The sequence below is a fragment of the Rhizobium sp. WSM1328 genome (assembly GCF_057653715.1).
On the sequence record NZ_JBYGKO010000003.1, the window covers coordinates 67,452 to 86,444 of the forward strand.

Sequence of the window (18,993 nt, forward strand, 5' to 3'; positions counted from 1 at the left end):
GCGTTTTCCCGGAGCGCAATCGGATAGTTGCAACAAGGGGAACTTGAGCAAAATGGACAATCAATTCTCAACAGGCGCAGGTGAAAACCAGCTGCGCAAGAACAGTCTCGGCGTCGGCGCCGTGACATTTCTGGTGGTTTCGGCCGCAGCGCCGCTGACGGCGGTCGCTGGCGGCGTGCCTCTGTCGATGATGCTCGGCAATGGGCCGGGCATCCCGCTGACCTTTCTGCTGGTCACGGCGATCCTCGTACTGTTTGCGGTCGGCTACGTCGCCATGGCGCGCCACATCCGCAATGCCGGTGCCTTTTATGCCTATACCGCCCAGGGTCTCGGCGGCATGATGGGCGGTGCAGCCGCCCTCATTGCCATCCTTGCCTACAATGCCATGCAGATTGGCGTTTTCGGTCTCTTCGGTGCGGCAACCGCAGGGTTCTTCGCGGGCATCGGCCTTGAATTGCCATGGTGGGTCTGGACCTATATCGGCATCGCCGTCGTCGCGGTCTTCGGCTATCGGCGCGTTGATCTGTCGGCTAAAATATTGACGGTCCTCGTCATTCTTGAATATGTCGTCGTGCTGGTCATCGACGCCGCTATCTTGCTCAAGGGCGGTGACAGCGGCATCTCAGCCGTACCCTTCACGCCCGCCGCCTTCATGAGCGGAACGCCGGCAATCGGCATTCTCTTCTGCTTTGCAGCGTTCATCGGCTTCGAAGCAACCACGATATACAGCGAGGAAGCCCGCGAGCCGCACAAGACCGTGCCGCGCGCGACCTATATCTCTGTCCTTATTATCGGCCTCTTCTACATGCTGACCTCGTGGCTGATGGTCAACGGCGCCGGCGCCGATAAGCTCGTTCCCGAACTGCAGGGCCTCGCCGATCCTACGACCTTCCTCTTCGGCCTTGCCGAACGCTATGTCGGTCACTGGATCGTCCCGGTCATGAACGTACTCTTCATCACCAGCCTGTTTGCCGGCGTGCTCGCCTTCCACAATGGCGTCGCCCGCTACATGTATGTCGCCGGCCGCGAAGGTCTGCTGCCGAAGTCTGTTGGGGTCACCCACCCTGTCTTCCAGAGCCCGCATGTCGGTTCGGTGATCCAGACGATTGTTGCCGCTCTCGTCATCGCGCTCTTCGCCTTTACGGGGCAGGATCCCGTGCTTGCCCTCTTTTCGTGGCTCACCAATGTCGGCACGCTTGCCATCATTCTGCTGATGGCCTTCACCGCATTCGCCATCGTCGCCTTCTTCAGCCGCAATCCCGGCCTCGAGGGCAATGTTCTCGTGACCAAGATCTTGCCGGTGATCACCGGCATCATCCTGCTGGGTCTAGTCTACTATATCACGGTGAATTTCGGCGCGATCGCCGGCGCAAGCGGTGTGCTCGCCGTGCTTCTGCCGGGGCTGGTGGTGATTGCCGCCATTGTCGGCTTGATGGCAGCTGCCCGTCTGAAGTCGGAAGATGCTGCCGGTTTTGCCCGGCTCGGCGCCGGACAGGAAGCCTGACATATCTGGATCATGATGGCGGACGCCGGTCCGCCATCTCTTTCGTAAGGAGATTGAGATGCAGGACAAGATCGACCAACTCCGCTCGAGCGTCGTCTCGCCGCAATCGCTGTTCATTGGCGGCGAGTGGCGTACACCTTTAAGCGGCGCGACAATGGATGTCATCTCGCCGATCGACGGATCGAAATTGACAACTATCGGCGATGCCGGGGCGGCGGATGTCGATCTCGCCGTTAGGGCTGCGCGCACCGCTTTCGAGAACGGCGCGTGGTCGAAGGCAGCGCCCGGCGAGCGCAAGAAAATCCTGTTCCGGATCGCCGAACTGATCGAGCGTGATACGCTGGAATTGGCGGTTCTCGGCGTGCGCGACAACGGTACGGAAATCAGCATGGCCGTGAAAGCCGAGCCAGGCAGCGCCGCCGCCACCTTCCGCTATTACGCCGAAGCCCTCGACAAGGTCTACGGCGAAATCGCACCCACCTCCGAAAGCGTTCTCGGCCTCATTCACCGCGAGCCCGTCGGCGTCGTCGCCGCTATCGTGCCGTGGAATTTCCCAATGATGATCGGCGCCTGGAAGATCGCGCCGGCGCTGGCAGCCGGCAACTCCGTCGTGCTGAAGCCCGCCGAAGGCGCATCGCTCAGCCTTCTGAAACTGGCGGCGCTGTGTGCTGAAGCCGGCTTGCCGGAGGGAGCGCTCAATGTTGTCACCGGCCGCGGCACGGTCGCCGGCGAGGCGATCGGCCTGCATGGCGATATCGATGTTCTCGTTTTCACCGGCTCCGGCGGCGTCGGCCGCCGGCTGCTCGAATATTCGGCGCGCTCCAACCTGAAGCGGGTCTATCTCGAACTGGGCGGCAAATCGCCCAACATCGTCTTCGCAGATGCGCCGGACCTCGAACAGGCCGCCAAGGTCTCGGCATTCGGCATCTTCAGAAACTCGGGACAGGTCTGCGTTGCCGGGTCGAGACTCCTGGTCGAGCGGTCGATCCACGAAGCCTTCGCAGAACGGATTTCAGCTATTGCCGCGAGGATAAAGGTTGGTGATCCGCTGTTGCTCTCGACGGAATCCGGCGCCATCTCCAGCGAGATACAGCTCGAGAAGGACCTCGGTTTCGCCGATCAGGCGTTGTCCGAAGGCGCAAGACTGAGAACCGGCGGCGGGCGCATTCTTCAAGACACCGGCGGTTTCTATATGCAGCCAACCGTGTTCGAGGTGACGCCGCAGATGACGCTGGCCAAACAGGAGGTTTTCGGGCCGATCCTGTCCATCATTCCCTTCGATGACGAGACGGATGCGCTCAACATTGCCAATGCCACGCCTTATGGCCTCGCTTCAGCCGTTTGGACCAGCAACCTGTCTCGCGCCCATCGCATGGTGCGAGGGGTCAAGGCCGGCGTCGTCCACGTCAATACCTATGGCGGCGCCGACAACACCGTGCCGCTCGGCGGCATCCGCCAGTCGGGCAACGGCCACGACAAGTCGCTACACGCCATGGACAAGTATCACAATCTGAAGACGGCGTGGATCCAGCTCTAGCTTGGTCGAGCACTTTGCTGAGAGCAGGGGTCGCAGTTGAAATTTGGGACGCATCTGAAGTTAAAGCTTCCGCGCGCAGCCCATTCGCTGTCAGCAGCAACGCGGCTGACAGCGAATACCTTCAACCTCCGAAGCTGCCAATTTGCGTCGGGACATGAACGTAATTCCGGTCAAAATACAGTAACGCATTGCCATCGGGGCGGGATCGGATGCCGGCGATCCGCCCGATAAAAATGTGATGGCTGCCGACAAGTCTTGCCTCAGACAGCTCGCAATCAAATGAGACGATCGCATCCGCGAGAGCATCCGTACCTGAAGGCATTGCGACCCAATCCGCAGAGGCGTAACGCGCCTCCATATCGGCGGTTGCTCCGGCGAATTTCCCGGCTAGCTCTCTGTGGTCGTGACTTAATACGTTCACGCAGAACCGGTGGTTTTCCAGAAACAGGGCGGTTTGGGCGGATCGGCTATTCATGCAGACGAGCAGCGTCGGCGGCTCATCCGTGACGCTGCACATGGCCGTGGCGGTGAACCCGCCGCGGCCGGCGGGACCATTGGTGGTGATGACGTTGACCGGCGCGCAAACGCGCGCCATGGCGTTGCGGAACTCGGTTTTGGAAAAGGCCTCCTCCATGCTCGCCTCCTATTCAGCAGCGGACTTGAACTGGTCTGCATTGCCGATCGGCGGCAACCAGGTGTCACCGGTCCAGCCGTTTTCGTCGTAGTCGCTCATGCAGGTATCGACCAAGGCCTCCATTTCGCGCAACCGTCCGCCACGCTCGGCCCCCTTCAGCACCTGAAGCCGGACTTCTTCCGGCGCGCCGGCATAGTTCAGCTCGTAGAGCGCATGCCGTCCGCCGAACTCGGTTCCGGTTGCGTCCCACAACAGCTTCATGATCTTGATGCGTTCGATATGGCCCATGTCGTTGGAGCCGCGCACATACTGGCCGAGATAGCGGTTGATCTCCGGATTGCCGAAATCCTTGGCTGAGGAAGGCAAATAGATCAATCCCGAGGCGACGACCTTGCGGACCGTCTCGATGACCCGGGGATAGGCTTCCGACATGAAAGTGCGATAGGCGAGAGCCGCCTCCAGATTGGGCAGCACTGCGCCGTTCGCCCAGGGGATCGGATTGTAGGCCATGGCGTTGGAGAAGCTCCAGAACATGTGGCGCAACGCGATGACTTCGCCAAGTGCGGCCTGATTGCCACGGAAGGCATCGCCGCCGGTCGCCCGCAAAGCCTTGGCGAGCAGGCCGGCCAGGAAGTCGAGTTTGACGGCGAAACGCGTGCAGCCCTGGAAGCAGTAGCCATGCATGAAGCCGGAAGCGGGATGAAAGGACAGGATCTTCGGCGCATCGCGCAGGACCAGCACGTCCTCCCAGGGGATGAAGACATTGTCCAGAACCAGGATGGCATCGTTCTCATCGAAGCGGGAAGAGAGCGGGTAGTCGAATGGCGTGCCGACACGGTTTGCCGTTTCCTCATAGGAAACGCGGCAGAACATCTTGATGCCGGGCGCATTCATCGGAACGATGAACATCACCGATAGCGACGGGTCTTCCGTAACCGTCGCCGAGCTTTGCGCCAGGAAATTGTAGTGCGTCAGCGCAGAGGACGTCGCCACCACCTTGGCGCCCGAGACGTAGATGCCGGGATCGGTTTCCTTGGTGATATGAACGAATACGTCTTTTACGGCATCCGCCGGCTTGTGGCGGTCGATCGGCGGGTTGACGATCGCGTGGTTCATGAAGAGAGCCGCTTCCTGGGCGCGCTTGTGCCAGGCGAGAGCATTGTCCTTGAAGGGACCGTACCAGTCGGCATTGGCGCCCAGCGTATTCATCAATGCTGCTTTGTAGTCGGCGGTTCGGCCCATCCATCCATAGGACATGCGGGCCCAGTCGGCGATCGCACCCTGTTGAGCGACGAGATCGGCGGAGGACTTTGCGACACGGAAATATTTGTGGGTGTAGCCCCCAGAGCCGGTGTCGGTCGGCGATGTCAACCGTTCCTTGGTCTTTTGCGCATGCAGCGCATCGTAAAGCCTGGCGAGCGAGCGGGCGGAATTGCGCATCGAGGGATGCGCGGTCACGTCCTTGACACGCTCACCATTGATGTAGACCTCGCGCCCGTCACGCAAGGATGCCAGATATTCCTCACCGGTGAAGGGCCGCTTGGTATCGGCCCGGAAATCTTCTGATCGCATGTCGTCCTCCCTTGATATGAGACAAATGCTAGTCCTTGCGTTCGCCTTCCACCATGGACAGAATAGGGAAATCACTTGTACTTTTTACGGCGGCCAGCATGAACGACATCGTCCCAAGTTTCTTTGTCTACGGCGAACCGGATCGCCCTTTGGAGATCGGATTTCTTCATGTCGAAACGGTGATGGCGCGCGCAAATCTCCATTCCGGCCAGGTTCGAGCCCATAAGCATGATCGGATGATGCAGGTCACTTTCTGGACCAGCGGCAACGGATCCTATTTCATAGAAGATCAACGTTTGGACTTTTTGGCGCCTGCCGTCAGCTTTGTGCCGAGCGGCGTCATCCACGGCTTCAACGTCGATCCGCTTGTTTCAGACGCGGTCGTCGTGTCGATCGCAGACAGTCTGCTGCCGTCGATCGCCGGTCAGACGACGCTGCCGCTGGATCGCCCGGTGATGGTGACGGGGCAGGGCGCGGAAGCGTTCTGGGAGAGGCTTCGGCGGACTATGCAACTAATTCTGGAGGAGTACTCCGAGGGGAGAGGCCAGGCCGATACGATCCTTTCACCATTGGTTGCCGCCATGCTGACCCAGATCGGACGCCTGGCGTCCGACGCGCCGATGCTGGCACAATCGCCACAACGCCTGCTTGCTGGTGACCTTCGACGGCTGATCGACCGGCATTTTCGTGAGAACTGGCCGGTTGCGCGCTACGTTTCGAGCCTCGGCACCACGCCGCATCTTCTTGCCAAGGCCGGGCACATGGCTTTCGGCCAGGGCGTCAAGGACATGATCGCCGAGCGCCGCCTGCTCGAGGCCAAACGTCTGTTGCTTTTCACCATCCGATCGCTCGAGGACATAGCTTACGAGGTGGGCTTGAAGGATGCCGCTTATTTTTCGCGCTTTTTCCGCGCGCGGACCGGTATGCCGCCCAGTGAATGGCGGCGGCAAAACATAGCTGGTGAGAAGAGTCGGGATGACGGATTCTAGTTAACATGTGAAATATATTGACAGAGCGATCTATCTTCGACACTCTTTCAGTTTACCGGTCTCAGGTGTTGCCGCCTTTTTGCGCTTGTGGGAGAGTCGCGCGAGACGGACATGTCGTTGACTGACACTGTTGGGAGGCAGAGTTGGAGCTCTTGAACAATCAGGCCCTGATGCAACACGCATGGGCAACCGTTCCCTATGATCAATGGACCAGTGATCTCCAATCGATCTGCGGCAACTTCAATCCAAAAGCAATGGAGAGCGGCAAGGCCGTAACGGGGGCAGCCCGGCGTATCGATGTCTGCGGTATGGAGTTCGCCCATGTTTCCAATGATCTCGATCGCGTCCATCGAGATTGGGATGACATTCGCCGAGACGCCAACGAACACCTTTTTCTCATCGTGCAGCTCGAAGGGTCCTGTGGTCTCGAGCACGTCGGACTCCAGGCAGTCCTGGATGTCGGTGATTGCATTCTCGTCGACTCGACCCGGCCCACGACATTCCATTTCGGCGGGCAATTCAGCAATCATCTGTCGCTGCATTTGCCACGCCAGATCATGTATGCCGAAAGCCCGATCGATTTCGACATCGCCCGCAAACTCGAGGCCTTTGACCCGATGGCAATGATGCTGCGTGCGCTGGTGGCGAAGATCATGTCCAATTCGGCATCGGATGCCGCGTCCGCCAATCTGCGGCACCTGATGTTCAATGCGACGCGACAGGCCTTCGTCTCAAACGGCGACGCCATGTCCGCGCTCAACGACAGCGCTTCGCGGCGGCTGGAAATGGTCGACATACTGATCGACCGACACCTGACCGAGAGCGATCTCAGCGCCAAGTGGCTGGCGACACGGATCGGCGTATCCATCCGCACGTTGCAGCAGGATTTTCAAGGTATCGGCATGACCTGCACCACGGTCATCCGGGACAAGCGTTTGCGCCTCGTGCGTGAAAAGATCGCGCAGATCAAAGATCAAAGAAGCCCAAGGACGATCGCTGAAGTCGCCTATTCAGCCGGCTTCAATGATATTTCCTATTTCAATCGCAGCTTCAAGGATCTGTTCGACTGCGCGCCGACCGATCTGCTCAGGCCGGTGACATCAACCGCACAATAGTGCGGTTTGAATAGTTGATGAGCCGACGGCCTGTTGCGTTTGAAACCAAGTCGCGGCGCGCTCCTGCCCAAGACGGCTTTCTTCTGCCCCGTCATACTCCTTCCAAAGCTCAGGGAGGAGCCAATCGTGAAGCAGTACAGTCTGTTCATCGGCGGAGCACGCATCGAGACCGCAACCTATGCCGACGTTCGCAACCCATCGACCGGCGAAGTCGTCGGTCAGATGCCGCTGGCGACTCCGGCGGATCTCGATCATGCCGTTGCCGCAGCCTCAGTCGCCTTTCGCACTTGGAGCCAGGCGTCGGAAGAAGAGCGCCAGGCCGCCTGTCGCGCCATTGCCGAAAAGATCGCAGCCAATGGCGAGGAACTTGCACGCCTTTTGACGCTGGAGCAAGGCAAGCCTCTCAATGGTCTCGGTTCCCGGTTTGAAATTGGTGGTGCACTTGCGTGGACACGCCATACGGCAGAGCTGAATCTACCCATCGAAATTCTGCAAGACGACAATGAGGGCCGTGTCGAATTGCATCGCAAGCCGATTGGCGTCGTCGGTTCGATCACACCCTGGAACTGGCCGGTGATGATCGCTTGCTGGCATATCGTGCCAGCGGTGCGCGCCGGCAATACGGTCATCATCAAGCCCTCGCCGCTGACGCCACTTTCGACAATCCGTCTTGTCGAGATCATGAATGAAGTGCTGCCGGCCGGCGTCGTCAATGTCATCACCGGCGAGAACAGCATTGGTGCAGCACTTTCCGCCCATGACGGCATCGCCAAGATGACCTTCACAGGCTCGACCGAGACCGGCAAGAAGGTCATGGCTTCGGCTGTCGCGACGTTGAAACGCCTGACGCTCGAGCTTGGCGGCAATGATGCCGGTATCGTTCTTCCCGATGCCGACCCTGCACAGATCGCCGAGGGCCTGTTCTGGGGAGCCTTCATCAACAACGGCCAGACCTGCGCAGCGCTGAAACGCCTTTATGTGCACGACAGCATCTATGAAGACGTCTGCGCACGGCTTGCCGACTACGCCGGCAGGATCGTGATCGGCGACGGCCTTGACGAAACCAGCATTCTTGGCCCGGTCCAGAACGAAATGCAGTTCAACAAAGTTCGCGAACTTGTCGATGATGCGCGCGCCAATGGCGGCCGAATTCTCGCCGGCGGCACGCCGATCGATCGGCCGGGTTACTTCTATCCGATCACGCTTGTTGCCGACGTCGACCATGGTGTTCGTCTCGTCGACGAAGAGCAGTTCGGGCCGGCACTACCGATCATTCGTTACACCGATATCGATGAGGTCATCGCCCGCGCCAACACCAATCCCGCCGGGCTTGGCGGCTCTGTCTGGTCGGCGGACGCCGAAAAGGCCAAGCGCTATGCAATGCAGCTCGAATGCGGCTCGGTATGGATCAACAAGCACGGAACGATCCAGCCGAACGCCCCCTTCGGCGGCGTCAAACAATCGGGCATCGGTGTCGAGTTCGGCGCCGAAGGGCTGAAGGAATTCACCACAATCCAGACGGTGTTGAGCTGAGCCATGGCGAACTTCGACTATATCATCGTCGGTGGCGGATCGTCCGGCTGCGTGCTGGCAAACCGGCTCTCCGAGAACCCGGCGAACAACGTTCTGCTGATCGAATCCGGCCGGCGCGACGCCGACCCCTGGATCCATGTTCCAGCCACCTTCTTTAAGGTTCTCGGCAAGGGTGTCGACATTCACCCCTATGCCTCCGAGCCGGAGAAGGGCCTCAACGGCCGCCCTTGCATTACCCCGCAGGGAAACGTGCTCGGCGGCGGCAGTTCCGTCAATGCGATGATCTACATCCGTGGCCACAGGAACGACTACGATACCTGGTCGCAGATGGGGTGTCACGGCTGGTCCTACGACGATGTGCTGCCGGCTTTCCGATCGCTTGAGAATAACGAGAGCCTCAGTGGCGAATTTCATGGCCGCAGCGGCGGCCTGCACGTCTCGAACCCTCGTCACCGCCATCCGCTGAGCGAAGCCTTCATTCAGGCAGCCAGGGAAGTCGGCATTCCGTATAATCCGGACTTCAACGGTGCGGACCAGGAAGGCGTCGGGTTCTACCAGAGTACGACTTACCGGGGGCGTCGTTGGAGTTCCGCGCAGGCGTTCCTGCGCGACGCGGAGATAAGGCCGAACGTCACGGTCCTGACCGAACGCAAAGTCGCTCGCATCCTGTTCGAAGGCCGGCGGGCGACGGGTGTGACGTTGCAGGACGGCACCATATTCACCGCTTCCAAGGAAATCGCCCTGACGGCAGGGGCAATCGCGACACCCAAGATCCTGCAGCTTTCGGGCATTGGCGAGGCCGAGCATCTCCGGTCTCACGGCATCAATGTGGTGGCCGACCTGCCGGGCGTCGGCGCAAACTATCAGGATCATCTTGAAGCGCCGGTTCAAGGCGAGACCCACGAGCCGATCTCCATCCTCGGGCATGACAGTGGGATTCGCGCCGCCGGACACATGGCGCGCTACCTGCTGTCGCATCGTGGTCTGCTTTCATCGAACGTCGTCGAATGCGGTGGTTTCGTCGATACGGCCGGCACCGGCCAGCCGGATGTTCAGTTCCATGTCCTGCCGGTTCTTGTGGGCTTCGTCGACCGCGATCCCGAACCCGGTCATGGTCTCAGCATCGGCCCCTGCTACCTCAGGCCGCGCTCGCGCGGCACCATTCGTCTCAGAAGCGCCGACCCAAATGACCGCGCGGAGTTCAACGCCAATCTCCTCTCGGACCCGGCCGACCTCGATACGTTGGTGCGCGGTGTCGAGGCAGCGATCCGCATTCTGGATGCGCCAGCACTTGCGAAGCTTGTCAAGCGACGCGTCCTGCCGAAACCGGGGGTCGAAAATGATCCCGCGGCATTGCGAGACTACATCCGCCAGACCGCCAAGACCGTTTTCCATCCGGCGGGCACGGCGCGCATGGGGCGAGCTGACGATCCGATGGCGGTTGTCGGGGCCGATCTGAAAGTGCGCGGCGTCGAGGGTCTGAGGGTATGCGACGCGTCGGTGATGCCGACGCTGGTATCGGGCAACACCAATGCTCCGGTGATGATGATTGCAGCCCGCGCGGCCGCCTTCATGACAGGCAAGGCGATCGCTGGCTGAGGCAAAAGATTCCACGATGGAAGACGTTCGCGGGGAGTGCGGACAATAACGGGAAACTGGAGGAGGAAACGATGAGAATAGATATGAGGGGGCTGGTGGTCGGCCTCGGCCTGACGCTGCTTTCGGCGTTCAGTGCTCATGCCGCTGCGTCCTGCGGCGACAATACCGGCAAAGCCGCGACCGGCGAACCGATTGTCATCGGTGCGATCACCGGAAAAACCGGTCCGGACGATTTTTCGAATTCGACCAGGGCCGCCAAGGCCTATTTCGACTGCTTGAACGCCAATGGCGGCATCAAGGGGCGGCCGGTCAAATATCTGGTCGAAGACGATCAGTGGAATCCTGAGACCGCCGCTCAGCTGGCCGCCAAGCTCGTCAACGACGAGAAGGCAGTGCTGATGGTCGGCAATTCGAGCTTTGTCGAATGTGGCGCAAACGCGGATTTCTACAAGAAGTCCGGCATTGTCGTCGTCGCTGGCGTCGGCGTTCCTCGCGAGTGCTTCTTTGCCGAAAACTACGCCGCGACGAATGCCGGACCGCGCGTCTCCACGCTGGGCGCCATGGGCTACGCATTGGATCAGCTCAAGGCAAAGTCGGTCGTTTGCATCGGTCCGAACATCCCGAACGTCGGTACATGGTCCTGCGACGGCATTGAGTCGCTGGCCAAGGAAAAAGGCTTCACGGCGGAAACGATCCTGATGGATCCCGGTACGGCCGACTCGACTTCGATCATCCTGCAGGCGGCGGCTTCCAAGCCTGATGTCATTATCCTCGGCCTTCCCAAGGGCGTCACAATCCCGCTTCTGACCGCGGCCGAAGAACAGGGGCTCAACCAGACCATCAAGTTCCTGAGCGCGGCATCGGCTTATGACCTTTCGGTGCCCGGTACAATTGGCGCAGGCTGGGATGGAAATTTCTATGTCAACATGGAGTTCAACGATCTCGAGGCCGCGACGCCCGACAATCAGAACTGGCTTGCCGTCATGGACAAATATGGCCAGCGGTCCGATCCGCGCGACACGTTCGCCCAGGCCGGATATCTTGCCGCCCGGATTGCCGAGAAGGCACTGATGTCACTTGATCCCAAGGACATCACCCGCGAAAGCACCAGTGCCGCCATCCGGCAGGTCAAGGGCTTTGCCAGCGATATTTTCTGCGCGCCTTGGTATTTCGGCGATGGTCAGCCGCGCCACAATGCAAATTCAACGACGCGCATGGCAGTCAGCGAAGGCGGCAAGTGGAAGGTGATTTCCGATTGCGCGCCATCGCCTGATCCGGAGTTGGCCGACGTCCGCGCCTTTGAAAAGAGCGCCGGAATAGCTCCGTAAATTGAGGCATCACGCATCGTCCCGTGGTCCGAGCCACGGGATACGCTGCCCGCCGTCTCTTCGGCCGCACATCGGAATCCGCTCATGACCTTTTTACCATTTCTGATATCGGGTCTCGGAATTGGGGCCGTCTATGCCCTCTCAGGCGTCGGCCTTGTCATCCTCTTTCGGGCAACCGGGGTCCTTAACTTCGCTTTCGGCGCGTTTGGTGCCATCGGCGCGCATTGCGCCTGGCAGCTTCTCGAATGGAAAATGCCGCTTTCCGTGGCCATCCTCGCGGCCGTCGTCGTGTCCACGGCCATCAGCTTTCTCTACGGGCAGATCTTTGCGCCTATGCTATCGCATCGCGATACGGTCGTGCGCGCCGTCGGGACCTTGGCGCCGGCCTTGGTGCTGATCGCCCTGATGGGAATTATCTGGGGTGAGCTGCCGCGTCGCCTGCAGTTTCCGACCGACCAGATGTTCATTTCCCTCTTCGGTGTTCGCCTGACCTATACGCGCATCATCGCCATCCTGCTTGCTGTGGTGATGGTCGGCTCGATCACACTGCTGCTCAATCGGACGCGCCTGGGCCTTGACATGCGAGCCTTGGCCAACGACCGCGACCTGAGCGCAATTCTCGGTGTTCGCATTCTCTACACAGAAACGGCGGCATGGGTCATTACCGGCATTTTTTCCGGTTTCGCCGGCCTGCTGCTTGCCGACCTCGTCCGCCTCCAGGGTACGTTCCTGACTTTGCTGGTGATCCCAGCGATCGCGGCGGCAATTCTCGGCCAGTTGCGCTCGCTTTGGGAAACGGCTGTCGCTGGGCTTCTGATCGGCATTGCCGAAGCTGCGCTCACCCCGGTCGGCTGGATCTCACCCTATCGCGCGGCCGCACCTTTCATTATCGCGCTCGTCGCGGTCACGATCTTGGGGAGCACGGCCAAGGCCGTGTTGAAGGACCGATGATGACTTCGCAGCAGACGATACAGGCACTACCGGAGCGCGTTCCGGTGGCCCGGTTTCCCAAACAGCTTCTTCAAGTTCCCGCGACGATGGCTCTGTTTGCTGCCGTGGTCACGTGTCTTGCCAATTCCTACTGGCTCTCGGCCGCAACGTCGGCGGTGGCGCTGTCGCTCTCGGTGGCGGGGCTGGCGATCCTCTATGGGCAGCTCGGCCTCGTCTCGCTCTGCCAATTCGCGCTCGTCGGGGTTGGCGGGTGGGTAACGCTTCGTGTCGGCCACGCCTTTCACCCGCCGTTCGAAATCAGCCTTCTGGCCGGAGGCATCGTCGCTTCCGTGGTCGGCCTTGCCTTCGGCTTGCCGGCGCTGCGCTTGAGGGGGCTTTATCTTGCCCTTGTCACGCTGATGCTCGCGGGCGCGTTTCAGATCATCATCAGCGCCTGGGGCTTTCCCGACGGCGGCAACGGTTTTCTCGGCCGCGCCGACGGTTCCGGCCGTGCCATGCTCCCACGGCCTGAAATCGCCGAGGGAGCCGTCGGCTATTTCCTCTATGTTTGCCTTGCCGCGACCATCGCTCTGCTGATCGCCCAATGCCACAAACTGGGACGACCCGGCCGCGCCTGGGCTCTGATCCGCAAGGGCGAGACGGTCGCCATTGCAAGCGGCGTCAATGTGCTGACCTACAAGGCATGGGCATTCGCGCTCAGCGGCTTCCTCGCGGGCGTTTCCGGTGCACTGCTTGCCGGAAATGTCGGTCAGCTCGATGGTCGTGCGTTTGGCGCCTTCGAAAGCCTGAACCTCTTCGCCCTGGCGATCGTCGGAGGCGTCTACAACTGGTACGGAGCGCTGCTTGCCGGGCTGCTGCTGCGGGCGGTGCCGGCGCTGCTGACCGATCTCGGGATCGATGGATATGTGACCATCGGTATTTTCGGCGTCGCTCTGTTCCAGGCATTGGCGACGGCACCATCCGGCATCGCCGGACAGATCGCCTCGCTGATCGCCCGGCTGCGATTCGGTTCGGCAAAGGAGAGGGCGCGATGATCGCCATCGACAATCTTGTCGTTCAGTTCGGCGGCGTCAAACCGATCAACGAATTGACTGCGACGCTTGCTGCGCCAATCGCCGGTCTGATTGGCCCGAACGGTGCGGGGAAAACAACCTTGCTCAATGTTCTCTCAGGTTTCGTCAGGCCGGCTCGTGGCAGCGTCGCACTGAATGGCGAACAACTGCTGGACCTTGCACCGCTCCAGCGCGTGCGCACCGGCCTCCGCCGGTCGTTCCAGACAGAGCAGGTCGTCGAGGATCTGACAGTGTCGGGCAATCTCGCCGCGATCGCGGATCATGTAGTGGCGCCGCTAAATCGCGCCGCGGCCATCGATGCCGCTCTTGCTTTTGTCGGCCTCCGACCGGTGACCGATAAGCTCGGCCAGTCACTCAATCTGTTCCAGCGCCGTCTGGTCGAGCTCGGCAAATGCGTGATCGGCAATCCCAGGCTCATCCTGCTCGATGAACCTGCCGCCGGCCTGACGGAAGAGGAGGGCGGCATGTTTCGCGAACTCGTTTTGCGCATCCCCGCCGAAGTCGGAGCGCAAGTGTTGGTGATCGATCACGACGTCGAGCTCATTCGGGCGATGTGCAGCGAGACGATGGTGCTCGATTATGGAAAGCTGCTGGCGCTGGGGCCGACGGATGCGGTGCTTGCCGACCCGAACGTGCGTCGCGCCTATCTGGGGGAATTCTGATGGCAGCGATCTCATCCGTGGTTGTTGAAAACCTCGCCGTCGAGCGCGGTGGCAAACGGGTCATCCACGATGTCTCCTTTGCCATCAAAAGCGGAGAAATCACCGCGTTGCTGGGTGCCAACGGCGCCGGTAAGTCGAGCACCGTTATGGCGCTTGCTGGCGTCCTGCCTATCGCTGGCGGCAGAATGCGGCTCGACGCGATGTCGCTCACCGGGCTTTCTCCCGATCGCATCCGCCGGGCCGGCCTGGCGCTGGTGCCGGAGGGCCATCGGGTGCTGGGCCAGCTCTCGGTGGAAGACAACATTCTCGTTGCTGCCTTCGATGGGGCGCCTTCCGCCCGCCGCGAGGGACTCGAAAGAGCCTATGAAATATTTCCCGAACTTGCCCAGCGCAAACGCCAGCTGGCTTCCGATCTCTCGGGGGGCCAGAAGCAGATGGTCGCGATGGCGCAGGCGTTTATCGCCAAGCCAGGCTTCATGGTGGTCGATGAGCTTTCGCTTGGGCTGGCGCCGGCTGTGGTCAAGCGGCTGGCGGAAGCACTAAAGATAGCGGCCCAAAACGGCATCGGCGTGCTCCTGATCGAACAGTTCGCCAACCTTGCTCTCGATCTAGCCGATCACGCGATGGTCATGGAGCGCGGCCGGCTGGTCTATGACGGTGCTTCCGCGACGTTGAGGGCCAATCCCGAAATCCTGCATGGCGCCTATCTCGCCAGCTGATCTCAAGGAGAGACGATGACCTTTGCCAACGATCTTTTTACCGGCCGCACGGTCGTTATCCCCGGCGGAACATCGGGCATTGGGGCTGCGACGGCTGAGCGTTTTGCTGCGCTCGGTGCCCGGGTCGTCTGCTGCGGCCTTGGCGCCGCCGGCGGACCACGCAGCGAGCGGATCGAGAGCTGGGACATCAACGTCCTTCAGCCCGGCGCTCTCGACGATTTCTTCGCGAGCCTCAATCAGATTGATGTGCTCGTGAATTGCACCGGCGTCAGCCGCGATCGCGACGAATGGAAGAAAGAGAAGTTCGATGAGGTCATAGCAATCAACCTGACGTCCGTCATGGATTGTTGTCGCTTGGGCCGCAGCCGGATGACATCCGGTTCGTCCATCATCAACATTGCGTCCATGTATTCGACTTTCGCGCGGCAGATCGGCCAGGTTATTCGGCCAGCAAGGGAGCGATCGTACAACTGACAAAGTCGTTGGCGCAGGAGTTTGCGGCGGAGAATATCCGCGTCAACGCTGTCGCGCCGGGCTGGATCGTAACGCCGCTGAGCCGGGCATTGTTTGCCGATGAAGTCGTTTCGGCGCCGATCAGAAACCGCATACCGGCGGGACGATGGGGCGAGGCGGCGGAAGTCGCCGACGCGATCGTCTTCCTGTCGTCCGAGGCAGCACGCTACATAACCGGCGTCTGCCTGCCGGTCGACGGCGGCTACCTGACCTCATGAGGAAGACAGCATGGAACCGGTTTTCTCATCCGTTAAAGTTGCAGGGGGAAGGGATTTTCCGAGCGTTGCCCGCAGCTTGTTTGGCAATGTGCGGCTCGATTTTCAATCGGGTGACGAAGATCAAAGCCGGCTGTTGTCGGCAATGCTCGGCACCTGCCGCCTGACACTGCTGGAAGCCGATACGCACACGGTTTTTGACGAGCGCGTGACCCTCGGCTCGGACTCTCCCGATGCCATCAAATTGGTTTTCCAGACACATGGCTTTTCGTCCCTCAACCAAAATGGCCGTAGCGTTCCAGTCGGCGCCGGCGCGAGCATCATGTATGATCCAAGCCGTCCCTATGTGCTGACCAATAGAACGGCTGTCCGCCTGCTTCTCCTGCAATTGCCGCGTCGCGCGCTTCCAGTTCAAGCGGTCAACCGGCTGATGGAGCCGTTTGTCGCCATGCCTGAACATGCGGGGATGCAGCGCATCCTGCTTTCGCTGATGGATTCGACAATCCGGGAGATTGGCAAGTTGGACGATACCGCGCGTGCCAGCCTCGGCCAGACGATGATCGAGCTCGTTCGCACCATGATCGGCGTCGATCCGCAGCGGGAACGATCAAGCGCCCATTCCCTTGACCTGCTGCGACGGCGTGTGAAGGACTTTGTCTCGGACCACATCTCGCGGCCAGATCTCGATGTCGGCATGATCGCGCGCCGCATGGGTTGTTCCATTCGCTACATCTATCGTGCATTTGAGGCCGAGGGCACGACGCCGGCCGACTATATCTGGAGCCTGCGGCTGGAAAGGGCCGCGTCCAGACTACGGGACGCTGCATGCCGCCCGGGCGAAATATCGGAGATTGCCTTTGCGCTTGGGTTTTCTTCGAGCGCGCATTTCTCCCGGGCGTTTCGTGGCCGCTATGCGCTTTCGCCCTCCGATTGGAGAAAGGGCGGCCCGGTGTGAATCCGCGAGGCCGCCACGCGTTTATCGCATTGCGTCCGCTACACGCAGCGTGTCGGTGAATTGTTCGAAGCGCCGGATCTTGCCGTCTGCGACGCTCCAGACGTGAACGACACGCGCCTTGAAGGACTTGCCGGTCTGTCTGTACGTCCCGGCATAATCACCGATTCCGATCACGTCGCTGCCTGCATCCAGCAGCCGTTCCAAGGCGAACGTGTAACCGTCGAAGGCTTCTCCGAGTGCGAAGAAAACGTTTTTGAAAACCTCTTGCGGACCGACATAGGTGCCGGCACAGGGAAAGCCATCCATTTCCGTCCATCGGCAATCGGCGGCGATGTCGGCAAGCATGCCGTCCATATCCCGGCGCGCGTTGGCGTCGTAGTGTGCCTTCACGATTTCATAGGCTGTGCGCATCGTTCTGCCTCAAACTGGTTCCTGCCCGGGGAGATAGTAGGTCATCGACGCCTTGCGGATGAAGGCGCCGGCCGGGCTGTTCTGGATATGGCCATCACCAGTGATGCCAAGGAATTTGCCTGTCGAACGCATATCCTTGAAATTGTAGAAGAATGTCGAGGCGACAGCGATCTTGAATTCGCGGAAGGTGAAGATGTACTGATCATCGTCGAACTTGTAGGTGGTCGTCAGGTCGACGTCACCGTGCCCGCGTTGCACGCCGACAAGGCATTGCCATGCATAGCGTTGCGACGAGAGATAGGTATGTTCGTAGACGTGGTTCGGGCTATAGGTGAAATGCGCCCTTAGCCCGATCAGATCCCGGCTTTCGGCGGGCACCGGTCCGCTGACTGCGCCGCCTTCGAGAATGCCGGGTCGGAAAATCTGCGCCACCTGCGGCTCTCCGACGGATTGCTCCTTTTCGCGAACAATCGAATAGATCGAGAGAACGCGGCGGCTGGAAACGTTCAGGATCAAGGTCTCGGCTTCTTTGGGTCGACCCGCGAAAATGACTTCGACGAAGAAGGTGTCGGGCGCAACCTCGATGACTTCGACCTTGTCGGTTGCGCTGCCATCGCCGTCCGACCATTGCACATTGTCATCGTGGAAGGTGAGTTGAAGCTTGCGTCCGTCGTCAAAGGCGATCGCGTGGGATGAGCCGGAAAGGGCATTCGTCGCCGGCAGTCGGTTCGCGTCGATCCCGTATGCGAACTGATCGTAGGTTTTCCAGTCTTTCGGATTCTGGTTCATTATTGTCTCCTCCTCAGGTGAATGCGAGCGTGGGCAGATCGACAGTCCCGGCTCCGCCGTCGACGGTCAGGATGGCGCCGTTGACCATTGCGGCTTCCGCCGAGGCCAGGAAGCAGACTGCATTGGCGACATCTTCAGGCGTTGCAGGACGGCCAAGCGGCACGTCCTTCGTCACAAGGGCATAAGCGTCCTCGATGCTCTTCAGCTTGAATTTTTCCATGATGAATTCCATCTGCTCGTCGGCCATCGCCGTCGTCACCCAGCCGGGGCAAACGGTGTTGGTCCTCACGCCGAGGCGGCCGTAATCCCGAGCCAGCGACTTCGCCAGGCCGATACAAGCATGTTTCATGGTGACGTAGCCTGCGGCATCCGGACCGGCAAAAAGCCCCGCGATGGAGGCAAGCACGACGATATTACCTTTGCTCTCGATCAAATGCGGCAGCGTTTCGCGCGCACTGACGAAGGCCGTGTTGAGGTTGAGCCTGGTCGCCAGATCCCAAGTCTCGTCTGACATGCTGACAGTAGGGCCGACACCATGGCCGCCGGCATTGGCCACGAGAATATCCAGGCTGCCGAACTGCTCGGCGACGGCAAGGGCGGCAGCCTTCATGCTGGCGCCGTCGGCTGCATCGGCGACAACGACCGTGGCTCCCATCTCTTCGGCAACTGCGTGGAGTGGATCGGGACGTCGCCCCACGAGCGTGACATTCCCACCTTCCAATCGAATCCGGCGGGCGACCGCCGCACCGATTCCCGTTCCCCCGCCCGTAATCAAGGCCGTCTTGTTCTTGAAGCGCATGATGTCTCCTCTCACCTTGAGGAATATCATGGCCCAAAGCGGCGGAGCCGTCGTGTCCACTTCTGCAGTAAGTTTTGACTGAGAGTGCACAGCCT

Annotated in this window: 17 protein-coding genes and 1 pseudogene; 13 read left to right on the forward strand and 5 right to left on the reverse strand. The window is 60.4% G+C overall.

Annotation, left to right across the window (positions count from 1 at the left end; genetic code table 11):
• Positions 1-52 precede the first annotated feature (52 nt).
• Positions 53-1,504 (forward strand): APC family permease, encoded by a 1,452-nt coding sequence (locus AC2444_RS27985; protein WP_018073574.1) that lies wholly within the window; start codon positions 53-55, stop codon positions 1,502-1,504.
• A gap of 58 nt (positions 1,505-1,562) precedes the next feature.
• Positions 1,563-3,041, forward strand: coding sequence for an aldehyde dehydrogenase (locus AC2444_RS27990; protein WP_128449636.1), 1,479 nt, complete (start codon positions 1,563-1,565; stop codon positions 3,039-3,041).
• Positions 3,042-3,162: 121 nt separating this feature from the next.
• Here AC2444_RS27990 and AC2444_RS27995 read toward each other — a convergent pair whose 3' ends face one another.
• Together AC2444_RS27995 and AC2444_RS28000 are read right to left on the reverse strand one after the other, a co-directional pair.
• Entirely contained in the window at positions 3,163-3,675 is a 513-nt protein-coding gene (locus AC2444_RS27995) for a flavin reductase (RefSeq protein ID WP_003550320.1), read from the reverse strand.
• A 9-nt stretch (positions 3,676-3,684) separates the two neighbouring features.
• Positions 3,685-5,247 (reverse strand): 4-hydroxyphenylacetate 3-hydroxylase N-terminal domain-containing protein, encoded by a 1,563-nt coding sequence (locus AC2444_RS28000; protein WP_128449635.1) that lies wholly within the window; start codon positions 5,245-5,247, stop codon positions 3,685-3,687.
• Between the two features lie 53 nt (positions 5,248-5,300).
• Between AC2444_RS28000 and AC2444_RS28005 the strand changes: the two genes are divergently transcribed.
• The 11 genes and pseudogenes from AC2444_RS28005 (at position 5,301) to AC2444_RS28055 (ending at position 16,899) form a co-directional block, all read left to right on the forward strand.
• Positions 5,301-6,236 (forward strand): helix-turn-helix domain-containing protein, encoded by a 936-nt coding sequence (locus tag AC2444_RS28005; protein WP_113546804.1) that lies wholly within the window; start codon positions 5,301-5,303, stop codon positions 6,234-6,236.
• A gap of 170 nt (positions 6,237-6,406) precedes the next feature.
• On the forward strand, positions 6,407-7,351 hold the full coding sequence (locus tag AC2444_RS28010; protein ID WP_409565786.1) for a helix-turn-helix domain-containing protein: 945 nt from the start codon (positions 6,407-6,409) through the stop codon (positions 7,349-7,351).
• A 126-nt stretch (positions 7,352-7,477) separates the two neighbouring features.
• Entirely contained in the window at positions 7,478-8,884 is a 1,407-nt protein-coding gene (locus AC2444_RS28015; protein WP_128449634.1) for an aldehyde dehydrogenase family protein, read from the forward strand.
• A 3-nt stretch (positions 8,885-8,887) separates the two neighbouring features.
• Positions 8,888-10,483, forward strand: coding sequence for a GMC family oxidoreductase (locus tag AC2444_RS28020; protein ID WP_128449633.1), 1,596 nt, complete (start codon positions 8,888-8,890; stop codon positions 10,481-10,483).
• 71 nt (positions 10,484-10,554) lie between these two features.
• Positions 10,555-11,811: an ABC transporter substrate-binding protein gene (locus AC2444_RS28025; protein WP_128449632.1), complete on the forward strand. Its 1,257-nt coding sequence runs from the start codon at positions 10,555-10,557 to the stop codon at positions 11,809-11,811.
• A gap of 84 nt (positions 11,812-11,895) precedes the next feature.
• Entirely contained in the window at positions 11,896-12,762 is an 867-nt protein-coding gene (locus AC2444_RS28030; protein WP_128449631.1) for a branched-chain amino acid ABC transporter permease, read from the forward strand.
• Positions 12,759-13,796 carry a branched-chain amino acid ABC transporter permease gene (locus tag AC2444_RS28035; protein WP_206615932.1) on the forward strand — a complete coding sequence of 346 codons (1,038 nt, stop codon included), beginning with the start codon at positions 12,759-12,761 and terminating at the stop codon, positions 13,794-13,796. The genes AC2444_RS28030 and AC2444_RS28035 overlap by 4 nt, the downstream gene beginning before the upstream one ends.
• Positions 13,793-14,497 (forward strand): ABC transporter ATP-binding protein, encoded by a 705-nt coding sequence (locus AC2444_RS28040; protein WP_128449630.1) that lies wholly within the window; start codon positions 13,793-13,795, stop codon positions 14,495-14,497. Before AC2444_RS28035 ends, AC2444_RS28040 begins: the two co-directional genes overlap by 4 nt.
• Positions 14,497-15,216 (forward strand): ABC transporter ATP-binding protein, encoded by a 720-nt coding sequence (locus tag AC2444_RS28045; RefSeq protein ID WP_128449629.1) that lies wholly within the window; start codon positions 14,497-14,499, stop codon positions 15,214-15,216. The genes AC2444_RS28040 and AC2444_RS28045 overlap by 1 nt, the downstream gene beginning before the upstream one ends.
• Positions 15,217-15,231: 15 nt before the next feature.
• Positions 15,232-15,947 (forward strand): annotated as a pseudogene (locus AC2444_RS28050) (SDR family NAD(P)-dependent oxidoreductase).
• 10 nt (positions 15,948-15,957) lie between these two features.
• Positions 15,958-16,899, forward strand: a complete 942-nt coding sequence (locus tag AC2444_RS28055) for a helix-turn-helix domain-containing protein (protein WP_128449628.1) — start codon at positions 15,958-15,960, stop codon at positions 16,897-16,899.
• Between the two features lie 21 nt (positions 16,900-16,920).
• Here AC2444_RS28055 and AC2444_RS28060 read toward each other — a convergent pair whose 3' ends face one another.
• Genes AC2444_RS28060 through AC2444_RS28070 form a run of 3 tightly spaced genes read right to left on the reverse strand, consistent with a single transcriptional unit; the run spans position 16,921 to position 18,898 of the window.
• Positions 16,921-17,310, reverse strand: a complete 390-nt coding sequence (locus AC2444_RS28060) for a nuclear transport factor 2 family protein (protein ID WP_017968736.1) — start codon at positions 17,308-17,310, stop codon at positions 16,921-16,923.
• Between the two features lie 9 nt (positions 17,311-17,319).
• Positions 17,320-18,099: a MoaF C-terminal domain-containing protein gene (locus AC2444_RS28065; protein ID WP_128449627.1), complete on the reverse strand. Its 780-nt coding sequence runs from the start codon at positions 18,097-18,099 to the stop codon at positions 17,320-17,322.
• Positions 18,100-18,112: 13 nt separating this feature from the next.
• Complete coding sequence (locus tag AC2444_RS28070; RefSeq protein ID WP_128449626.1) at positions 18,113-18,898, reverse strand: SDR family NAD(P)-dependent oxidoreductase; 786 nt, start codon at positions 18,896-18,898, stop codon at positions 18,113-18,115.
• Between the last annotated feature and the right edge of the window lie 95 nt (positions 18,899-18,993).

What these genes read in the sequence shown, in the direction of transcription:
- AC2444_RS27985 (WP_018073574.1), top strand. Translation starts at nt 53, where the DNA reads ATGGACAATCAATTCTCAACAGGCGCAGGTGAAAACCAGCTGCGCAAG.
- AC2444_RS27990 (WP_128449636.1), top strand. Translation starts at nt 1,563, where the DNA reads ATGCAGGACAAGATCGACCAACTCCGCTCGAGCGTCGTCTCGCCGCAA.
- AC2444_RS27995 (WP_003550320.1), bottom strand. Translation starts at nt 3,675, where the DNA reads ATGGAGGAGGCCTTTTCCAAAACCGAGTTCCGCAACGCCATGGCGCGC.
- AC2444_RS28000 (WP_128449635.1), bottom strand. Translation starts at nt 5,247, where the DNA reads ATGCGATCAGAAGATTTCCGGGCCGATACCAAGCGGCCCTTCACCGGT.
- AC2444_RS28005 (WP_113546804.1), top strand. Translation starts at nt 5,301, where the DNA reads ATGGACAGAATAGGGAAATCACTTGTACTTTTTACGGCGGCCAGCATG.
- AC2444_RS28010 (WP_409565786.1), top strand. Translation starts at nt 6,407, where the DNA reads ATGCAACACGCATGGGCAACCGTTCCCTATGATCAATGGACCAGTGAT.
- AC2444_RS28020 (WP_128449633.1), top strand. Translation starts at nt 8,888, where the DNA reads ATGGCGAACTTCGACTATATCATCGTCGGTGGCGGATCGTCCGGCTGC.
- AC2444_RS28025 (WP_128449632.1), top strand. Translation starts at nt 10,555, where the DNA reads ATGAGAATAGATATGAGGGGGCTGGTGGTCGGCCTCGGCCTGACGCTG.
- AC2444_RS28030 (WP_128449631.1), top strand. Translation starts at nt 11,896, where the DNA reads ATGACCTTTTTACCATTTCTGATATCGGGTCTCGGAATTGGGGCCGTC.
- AC2444_RS28035 (WP_206615932.1), top strand. Translation starts at nt 12,759, where the DNA reads ATGATGACTTCGCAGCAGACGATACAGGCACTACCGGAGCGCGTTCCG.
- AC2444_RS28040 (WP_128449630.1), top strand. Translation starts at nt 13,793, where the DNA reads ATGATCGCCATCGACAATCTTGTCGTTCAGTTCGGCGGCGTCAAACCG.
- AC2444_RS28045 (WP_128449629.1), top strand. Translation starts at nt 14,497, where the DNA reads ATGGCAGCGATCTCATCCGTGGTTGTTGAAAACCTCGCCGTCGAGCGC.
- AC2444_RS28055 (WP_128449628.1), top strand. Translation starts at nt 15,958, where the DNA reads ATGGAACCGGTTTTCTCATCCGTTAAAGTTGCAGGGGGAAGGGATTTT.
- AC2444_RS28060 (WP_017968736.1), bottom strand. Translation starts at nt 17,310, where the DNA reads ATGCGCACAGCCTATGAAATCGTGAAGGCACACTACGACGCCAACGCG.
- AC2444_RS28065 (WP_128449627.1), bottom strand. Translation starts at nt 18,099, where the DNA reads ATGAACCAGAATCCGAAAGACTGGAAAACCTACGATCAGTTCGCATAC.
- AC2444_RS28070 (WP_128449626.1), bottom strand. Translation starts at nt 18,898, where the DNA reads ATGCGCTTCAAGAACAAGACGGCCTTGATTACGGGCGGGGGAACGGGA.